At 63.7% G+C, this 8,120-nt stretch carries 6 protein-coding genes; 3 read left to right on the forward strand and 3 right to left on the reverse strand.

The annotated features are described in order from the left end of the window. Positions 1 to 35: 35 nt before the first annotated feature. The 3 genes from AC1P6P_RS02935 to AC1P6P_RS02945 form a co-directional block, all read right to left on the reverse strand. Positions 36 to 2,384, reverse strand: coding sequence for a TonB-dependent receptor (locus AC1P6P_RS02935; RefSeq protein WP_481400938.1), 2,349 nt, complete (start codon positions 2,382 to 2,384; stop codon positions 36 to 38). 145 nt (positions 2,385 to 2,529) lie between these two features. Further along, the gene (locus tag AC1P6P_RS02940; RefSeq protein WP_481400939.1) at positions 2,530 to 4,395 is read right to left on the reverse strand and encodes a tetratricopeptide repeat-containing sulfotransferase family protein; all 1,866 of its coding nucleotides are present in this window, start codon (positions 4,393 to 4,395) and stop codon (positions 2,530 to 2,532) included. Positions 4,396 to 4,444: 49 nt separating this feature from the next. Then, entirely contained in the window at positions 4,445 to 5,134 is a 690-nt protein-coding gene (locus tag AC1P6P_RS02945) for an energy transducer TonB (RefSeq protein ID WP_481400940.1), read from the reverse strand. Positions 5,135 to 5,291: 157 nt separating this feature from the next. Between AC1P6P_RS02945 and AC1P6P_RS02950 the strand changes: the two genes are divergently transcribed. The 3 genes from AC1P6P_RS02950 to AC1P6P_RS02960 form a co-directional block, all read left to right on the forward strand. Then, positions 5,292 to 6,233 carry an MBL fold metallo-hydrolase gene (locus AC1P6P_RS02950; RefSeq protein ID WP_481400941.1) on the forward strand — a complete coding sequence of 314 codons (942 nt, stop codon included), beginning with the start codon at positions 5,292 to 5,294 and terminating at the stop codon, positions 6,231 to 6,233. Positions 6,234 to 6,320: 87 nt separating this feature from the next. Then, positions 6,321 to 7,385 carry a glycosyltransferase family 4 protein gene (locus AC1P6P_RS02955; protein WP_481400943.1) on the forward strand — a complete coding sequence of 355 codons (1,065 nt, stop codon included), beginning with the start codon at positions 6,321 to 6,323 and terminating at the stop codon, positions 7,383 to 7,385. Beyond that, positions 7,385 to 8,120, forward strand: a 736-nt coding sequence (locus AC1P6P_RS02960; protein WP_481400942.1) for a glycogen debranching N-terminal domain-containing protein, incomplete at its 3' end; no start/stop codon positions are given. The genes AC1P6P_RS02955 and AC1P6P_RS02960, both read left to right, overlap by 1 nt.

An 8,120-nucleotide genomic window follows, 5' to 3' on the forward strand; every position in this document is an offset into this window, starting at 1 on the left:
ACCGGCGCCTTCACCGGCCTTGTCGGCGATATTTTCTAGAACTTCTGGCTGATGGTGATCGAGATGAATCGCGGTTTGGTCGGCAGGATGTAGGGCTCGTAGCCGCAGACCTGGGTCGTGCAATAGGCGTAGCGGTAAAGCTGGCCGCGTTCGTCGAACAGGTTCTGCGCCGCCACTTCGACCGACCAGTTGTCCTTTTCGAAGCCGGCGGTGAGGTCGAAGGTGGCGAATGCCGGCATGACGCCCAGCAGCTGTGCGATCGGCACGATCGAGCCGTCCCACGGACTGGGCGCCTGAACCCGCAAGTCGGGCAGCGCTTTGGTTTGATAAACCAGCGAGCCCTGGAGATGGGCCTTCACGTCGAACAGCGGGAACTCATAGCGGCCGGTGAGATTGCCCTTGAAGCGCGGTGTCGACGGCAGCAGCGAATTCTTCGGCGCCTGCGGGTCGGGGCAGTTGGTGATCGGTTCGCCGGTCGTGGGATCGAGCGCGCCGCAATAGGCCTGGGTGATGCGGGCATAATTGTAGGCCCCGGCACTCGACAGCGTCAGTCCGTCGGCGACCTGCCAGGTGATGTCGGATTCAACGCCCTGAATGCGGGCCGCGCCGGCGTTGGCGATTTGGGTCAGCGAGTTGAGGCCGAGGAAGGCGAACTGGAACTTGTTCCAGTTTTCCCAATAGGCGGCGCCGTCCCACCTCAGCGTGTTGGCAAACCAGCTCGTCTTCCAGCCGATTTCGTAGTTGTCGAGACTGTCGGAATGATAGCTCGGCACGTTGGCAACGCGGTTGATGCCGCCGGGGCGGAAGCCGGTCGAATAGGTGGCATAGATCATGTCGGTGTCGTCGATCTGCCACTGGATGTTGAATTTGTGGGTCTCACCCCATTCGTAGACATGCTTGTTGACGTTGGTGCAGGGTCCGCCAAATCGCGACGGCACAGAGGGATTGTCGCAAAGCGCCGTGTAAGGAGCGAGGCCGAAGTAGCCCTCGAGCTTATTGGTGGCGTCGAACACACGCACGCCGGCCGTCAGCGTCAGGCTCGGCGTGATGTCGTACGACACCTGGGTGAAGGCGGCGAGGTCGCGATCTTTGCGCTGCTGGTCGGTCAGCCAAATCGTATGCGGCCAGCCGGGAACCGAGTAGTCGGTGCCGAGCGCATCGATGACGTAGTTCTGCAGGATGTTGTGGGCCTGGAACTCCTGGAACAGGCCGACGACGAAGCGCAGCCGGTCGGTCGATGGCGAGGCGATACGCAATTCGTTCGACCATTTGGTGAACTGGTCCTTGAACAGGATGCGCTGCGACGGATCGACGGTGTTGCCGGCGTTGTCGGCGAAGGTGAGTCCGAGCTGGTCGTACCAGAAGGAATAGTCGGTGTAGTCGGAGGCGCCGTCGCCGCGCCGGTCCATGTAGCCGGTGGCGTAGGTGAGATCGAGATTGCCGATCTTGCCGGTGACGGTCAGCGCCGCCTGATACCAATGGTCCTTGGCGAATTCGGGATAATAATGATGCACCTCGAGATCGCCGACCGAGGGATCGAAGCCGCCGATGCCGTTCGCCTTTTCGAGCTGGCCGATGACGCTGGTGGTGACGGTCCAGTTGTCGTCGAGGTCGATGCCGAGCGCGATCCGGGCACCGAGCTTGTTGGTGTCGTTGTAGTCCTTCTTCGCCAGGGCGGCGTTGTCGATGGTGAAACCTGAAACCGCATAGGTGCGGGCGGCGTGGACGTTGTCGATGTAGCCGGCGTCGTGCTGGTCCCATGCCACCAGGCGGATCGCGGCATGGTCGGTGAGCGGCACGTTGATGAAGCCCCTCAGGCCGTAGCCGAACCCGCCGTTTTCGACGGCATTGCCCTCGATCTCGTAGCCGGCGGCGAACTTCTCGGCGTCAGGCTGGTTGGTGATGATGCGCAGGGTGCCGGCTTCCGACGAGGCGCCGAACAGCGTGCCTTGCGGGCCCGCCAGCGCTTCGACGCGGGCGATATCGTAGGCCGGAACATCAAGCGTGGCGCCGATGGTGGTGATCGGCAATTCGTCGAGATAGACGCCGACCGTAGGCAGCGGACCGGAATGGTTGCCGTCAGCGCCGTCGGTGACGCCACGCATCGAGATGTTGGCCTGGCCCGGACCGCCGCTCGATCCCTGGCCGCCGGCGGTGAACGAGACCGACGGCAGGAAGCGCACGATATCGCGAAAATCATTGACCCGGAGATCTTCCAGCTTCTGGTTGTCGAGCACCGCGATCGACACCGGCACTTTCTGCAAATCCTGCTCGCCCAATTTTTGGGCGCTGACCGTGACCGTCTCCAGCCCGGCCTGGGCGACTTCTTCGGCCACCGCCGGCACGCCGGCGAGCACCGTTGTGGCCAGGAGAGCCGAAGCCAAGTTACGTGGTCTACTGACGAAATACATGGACAGGCCCCCTGTTGGTCGCGCGCCGGAGCAGACGAATCCCGCGTTCTGCAGCCGGCATTGCGAACGGCTCCTGCAAACTCGGGGCCGGTTTTGCCAGAGGGGACGCCAGGGAAGTCTAGAGGGCCGCGTTTTTCAACGGCTGCAGCCATTTTTCGTAGGCGCGCCAATGCTCGACGGCATCGGAGAAGATCGGCATACGGACCTGTTCGGAGCTGGCGGTGCGTACAATCCGGTCATTCTGATAAAAGCGCAGGCATTCCGCCTCGAAGGGAAGGCCGGTGGCGTCGAGCAGCGCCTTTACGTTCGCCTCGAAATCGGCGACCAGGGCTTCATACCGTACCCGGATGATCCGCCCCGGCAGCACCCGGTCGAAGTGCGCCATCAGCGCGCCGTAGTCGGTGTAATAGCGGCCGATATCGGTGAGGTCGTAGGAGAAGCTCTGGCCGCGGGCGAAGTGCTGCTTGAAGCAGGAAAAACCGCACGCCATCGGGTGCCGGCGGGCATCGATAATCTTGGCGTTCGGCAGCATCAGGGCAATGAAGCCGATATGGAAGAAGTTGTTCGGCATCTTGTCGATGAACAGCGGCCGGCCGAGTTTGCGGTGGATGCGGGTCCGTTCGAGGTACTCCTCCCCCAACTCTGTCAATTCGTCCGCCGAGAGATCGGCGACGACGTCGGGATAGAACGGCTGGCCGCGCTCACCATGCAGCCGGCCGACCATCGCGGCGATGTCGGGCAATTCCATCGTGCCTTCCACTTGGCTGTGGCTGGCCAGGATTTGCTCGATCAAGGTCGAGCCCGATCGCGGCAGACCGACGATGAAGATCGGATCGGGCGCCTTGCAGCCCCAACCGGCGCGGGCGGCGAAGAAATCTTCGGTCAACACCGACTGCAGCAGCTGTATCTGGGCATGGGTCTTGTCGGCGTCGTAATCGAGCATTTTGCGGCGGCGGGCATTGGCGGCGGCGTAATGGGCGAACGAGGTGTCGTAGTCGGCGCGATCTTCGAACGCCTTGCCGAGGGCGAAATCGAGATGGAGCCGGTCCTCGTCGGCGAGTTCGCTGCGGGCCAGTTGGCGCTGCATTTGGGCGAGGTCGTCGTCCGAAAAGCGCAAGGTTTTCAGGTTGGCCAGGCTCCACCAGGCTTCGCCCAGGCTGGGCTTGAGGGCGAGGCTTTGGCGATAGGCGGCTTCCGCCTCGGCACGGTGACCGGCGGTTTTCAGCGTGTGGCCGTAGCTCATCCACACTTTGGGTTCGGTGGTGACGGTCTGCAGCACGTCGCGATAGACCGCGATGGCAGTGTCGGTCTCGCCGAGGCGCGCCAGGATGGCGGCGTACTGGTTTTTGTGCGCCGCGTTTTCCGGATCGCGCTTCAGCAGGGTTTCAAGCTCGGCGCGCGCTTCCACCGAGCGGTTCTGACGGTGCAGTACGATCGCGAGGTTGGCGCGGGCGGCATCGAAACTCGGCGCCAGTTGAAGGGCTCGCCTGAGAAGCGTCTCGGCTTGTTCGTAGCGTTCCAGGCGGGCGGCGATTTCCGCCAGCATGCGAATGGCGGCGATGTCAGTCGGATGCGCCTTCAAGACGGCGCGCAGCAGTCGCTCGGCGTCGGCGAGGCGGTTTTCGTAAAGCGCGCCGCCTGCTTCCACCATCGCCCGGTCGCCAGTCGAGGCGGTAACGTGGTGCAGATAGGCGTCATCGGCAGCGGCGGCATCGCCCAACGCGGTGTAAAGGTCGCCGAGATCGCGCCAGGCGGCGCGGTGCTGCGGTTCGTTGGCCGTCAGGCGCTGCAGCGGCACTACCGCCTCCGCAAGCTTGTCCTGGGCGGCCAGCGCGGCGGCGAAGAGCAGGAGCGTGTCGGGCTGGCCCGGCACGACGCTGAGGATTTCGCGCGCCTGGGTTTCCGCGAAGGCCGGATTGATTGTCAACAGCTGCAATAGATTGGTCAACGCCGCCGACAGGCTGCCGCGCACGGACTCACTCATGGACGTACCTCAAAGCCTGCCGCCGTTATGACACGCGCGGGCGGAAGCGTCACGGCTGCTGGCTTTGCTGCTTCTTCTCGGCGTCGGCGGAGGAAAACCAGCCGCGCGGATCGTACCAGGAGCGCGCGTGCGCCCCTGCGCCCTGGGCGTCGACCGGCGGTGCCGGCTCGTCGGGCTTTTTCTCTTCCTTCTTGTCGTCGGCTTTGGCGACCGCCTCCGGCTTGGTTTCGGCCTTGGGCAGTACCCATTTCACGGTGGCGGTGGTTTCCACTTCGGCCAGCTTGCCGTCCTTGATCGCCGGGCGGTAATGCCAGTTGCGCACGCACGACACCGCCGCATCGTCGAGCCGTTGCGAGCCGCTGGTGGTCGCCACGGTAACCGTATCGACGGTGCCGTCGGTCAGCACTTTGAAGCTCAGCTTGGTGGTGCCTTCCTCGCCCTTCGACAGCGATTCGGCAGGATAAAGCTCGAGGCCGCAGGCGTGCGGCTTGTCCTTGGAGGCCGAAACCGGCTGGCTCGGCTGCACCGTCTGCACCACCGGCACCTTGACGATTTTGGTGATGACCGGCGGCTCGGCGGGATGGCCGGCCATCTTGACGCCCAGGTCCCACATGAACAGCAGCGACGAGCCGGTGGCGATCGCGCCCGCGATCAAAACCGCCCAAATATGGCCGCGGAAGCGTTCGCTGCAGAACAGCCCCGACGACACCACGAAAATGAGGAACTCGAGAACGATCATGCCCTGAACCCTGAGACCCCAACCCTAACCGGTTCGCCGGGCGGACGGCAGCCGCGCATATTGCCTCCCCTGATCGTGAATGCCACGTATACGCGCCCCGCTTGCACCGGCCGGTTGGGTCCGTATCGTGCTCGCGTTGTGGCTGAAGAGGGTTCCCATGCCGATGTTTCGCCGTTTTGTCCTGCCGATGGCCACCTTGCTGGTCGCTGCCGCGCTGGTTGCCGCCGCCCCGCCGCCGGTCAAGACCCAGGTCCCCGGCTTCTATCGGATGGCGGTCGGCCAGTTCGAAGTAACCGCCCTCAATGACGGAAGCTTGCGCATCGGGCCCCAGATCCTGCACGGCATCGATCCGGCCGCGGTGCCGCCGCTGCTGGCGCGTGAATTCGTCGACACCAACGAGAAAGGTATCGCCACCTCGCTCAATGCCTATCTGGTCAACACCGGCGCCCATCTCATCCTGGTCGATACCGGCCTCGGCGGCTGCGGCGGCCCGACTTCCGGCCATCTTCTGGAAAACCTCAAAGCGGCCGGCTACCGGCCCGAGGATGTGGACGCCGTCCTGATCACCCATATGCACGGCGACCATGTCTGTGGCCTCGCCAAGGACGGGGTTCGGCTGTTCCCCAAGGCGACCGTTTACGCTGCCGAGGCGGAAATCGCCTATTGGTTGACGACGACGCCCAACGATCCGGCCGCCGATCGCAAGAAAAGCGTGCAGCAGATATTCGCCCCCTATCAGGCCGCCGGCGTGGTGAAGGGCTTCAAGCCCGGCACCGAACTGTTCCCGGGCGTCACCACCATCGACACCCACGGCCATACGCCGGGGCACACTTCGTACCTGTTCCAATCGGCGGGGCAGAAATTCCTCGTGCTCGGCGATATCGCGCATGTTCATTCGGTCCAGTTCTCCCATCCCGAGGTGACGATCGACTACGATTCCGATCAGCCGACGGCGCGGGCGGCGCGCCTGGCGCTGTTCGATCGCCTCGCCAAAGAGGGCTGGAGCTTCGGGGGCGCCCATATGCCGTTCCCCGGCATCGGCCATGTCCGCAAGGACGGCAACGCGTTCGCCTACGTGCCGGTGGAATACGTGCCCTGATCGCTGTCAGGGAACCTTTGCTGCTGGCTGACGTTAAGAAAGGCGTCCGGCAGCAGGATTATTATGGCCATTCAACCTTTGAAGCCTTTGCGCATCGGCATGGTAGCGCCGCTGTGCGAGGCCACGCCGCCGAAACTCTACGGCGGTACCGAACGCGTCGTTGCTAACCTAACCGATGCCCTGGTCGGGCTCGGCCATCAGGTGACGCTGTTCGCTTCGGGCGACTCCGCCACCAACGCGAAGCTGGTACCGGGGCGGGCGCAGGCGGTACGGCTCGATCCGGCGCCGCTGAAATCGGACTGCGCCGCCCATCTGGCCATGCTGCATGACATCAAGGCCCAGGCGCACAAATTCGACGTGCTGCATTTTCATCTCGACCTGCTGCACCTGCCATTCTTCACCGACATCGCCGAGCGCACGCTGACGACATTGCACGGCCGCCTCGACATGAAGGATTTGCCGGAGGTCTATGTGCGCTTCAGCGACTATCCGCTGATTTCGATTTCCGACAACCAGCGCACCCATATGCCCGAGGCGAACTGGCTGGCGACGGTGCATCACGGCCTGCCGCCGCACGTCTATAAATTCACCGAGCACCCGAACGGGGGCTATCTCGCTTTTCTTGGCCGCATCTCGCCGGAAAAGCGGCCCGACCGTGCCATCGCTTATGCCAAGGACACCGGCCTTCCGCTGAAAATCGCCGCTAAGGTCGATGACGCCGACAAGCGCTATTTCCATGACGAAATCGAGCCGCTGCTCGACGATCCGCTGATCGACTACATCGGCGAAATCAACGACGCGCAAAAGAGCGAGTTCCTCGGCAATGCCCTGGCGCTGCTGTTCCCGATCGACTGGCCAGAGCCGTTCGGGCTGGTGATGATCGAAGCCATGGCCTGCGGCACGCCGGTGATCGCCTTCGGCTGCGGTTCGGTGCCCGAAATCATCACCGACGGCGTTTCGGGCCGGATCGTGTCCTCGGATGCCGAAGCGATTGCGGCGATCAAATCGCTGCATTGGCTTGACCGCCGCCGGGTACGCGCCGAGTTCGAGCAGCGTTTCACCTCGCTGGTGATGGCCCGCAATTATCAGCGGCTTTATTATCTCGTGGCCGGCGGGCAAATGCGTCCCGAAGGACTGGAAAAACTGGGCTGATGTCGGACCCCGCGCAACCGCAAGGCCACGCCGAACGGCTGCGGCCCGATCCGCCGCCGCGCCTGAGGCTGTTTTCGCTCAAGGACGGCGACATGTTCGTCGTCACCGACTCGGTGGGCGACATCTCCGGCCTCGGCGATGGTCTGTTCCGCAACGACACGCGCATCCTCTCCTATTTGCAGCTGAGGGCCGGCGGCATGAAGCCGGTGGTGCTCAACACGGCGCGCTCCAAGGACAATGTTTTTCTCACTGCCCACATGGTCAATCGCCCGCTCGGCGGCCCGCAGGAAACCGGCAGCGTTCATATCGAGCGCACCAAACTGTTATGGAGCGGCACGCTTTACGAACGCCTGGTGCTGACCAACTTCGGCAATACCGAAACCGACCTGCCGCTGATGCTGCGCTTTGCCGCCGACTTCGCCGACATTTTCGAGGTCCGCGGCACGGCGCGCGGCCGTCACGGCGCCTTGCAGCGCCGCCAGAACGGCGACGATCAGGTGCTGCTCATTTACGACGGTCTCGATCATGTCGTGCGCACCACATCGGTGTCGTTTTCCGAGCCGCCGCAGCGCTTGACGATCGACGAAGCCCATTTCCTCCTGCACATGACGCCGCGCGAACGGCATACGCTTTATGTCGAATACGGCATCGACCGCAGCGTGCGGCCCGATCGTGATCGCTGGCGCACCGCGGCGGCGGCGGCATGCAATGCGATGCGGGTCAACACCCGGCGCG

This window comes from Rhizomicrobium sp. (assembly GCF_056722145.1).